This window comes from Streptomyces niphimycinicus, from assembly GCF_018883605.1.
Classification (GTDB): Bacteria; Actinomycetota; Actinomycetes; order Streptomycetales; family Streptomycetaceae; genus Streptomyces; species Streptomyces niphimycinicus.
This window is the reverse complement of record NZ_JAHLEM010001318.1, coordinates 1-388: the sequence shown is the minus strand read 5'-3', so window position 1 is coordinate 388 and position 388 is coordinate 1. Positions and strand designations below refer to the sequence as shown.

The window sequence follows — 388 nt, the reverse complement described above, 5'->3', positions numbered from 1 at the left end:
AGCGGACGAGACCGGGCTCCCCCGCGGACTGCGGCTGCGGCTGGGCTTGCTGCGGCTGAAGTTGGGGCTGCGCCTGGTCCTGGGACTGGCCTTGGCCCTGGGGCTGACCCTGGCCCTGCGTCTGGCCCTGGCCCTGGGGCTGTGCCTGGTCGGGCGCCGACAGTTCCGACGCCTCGGCCAGCGTGCGGCGGGCGCGGCGACGTCCGGTGGGCGGGAGGTCCTGCGGCTGGCCGCCGCCGGTGTCCTGGCCCCAGTTGGGCTGCTGTTCCTCGGGCGTACGGGCGGCGGGCAGCGCGGGCATGCCCGATTCGACCGGCTGGGCGGGCCGCTGGGGCGTGTCGGAGGCGGCAGCGGGCAGGGCGAGGGCAGGCCGACCGCCCGAGCCCTG

1 protein-coding gene is annotated in these 388 nt (G+C 78.1%); it reads left to right on the top strand.

The window, feature by feature from the left end:
• Nucleotides 1–388, top strand: a 388-nt coding sequence (locus tag KN815_RS49545) for a hypothetical protein (protein WP_216348255.1), incomplete at both ends; no start/stop codon positions are given.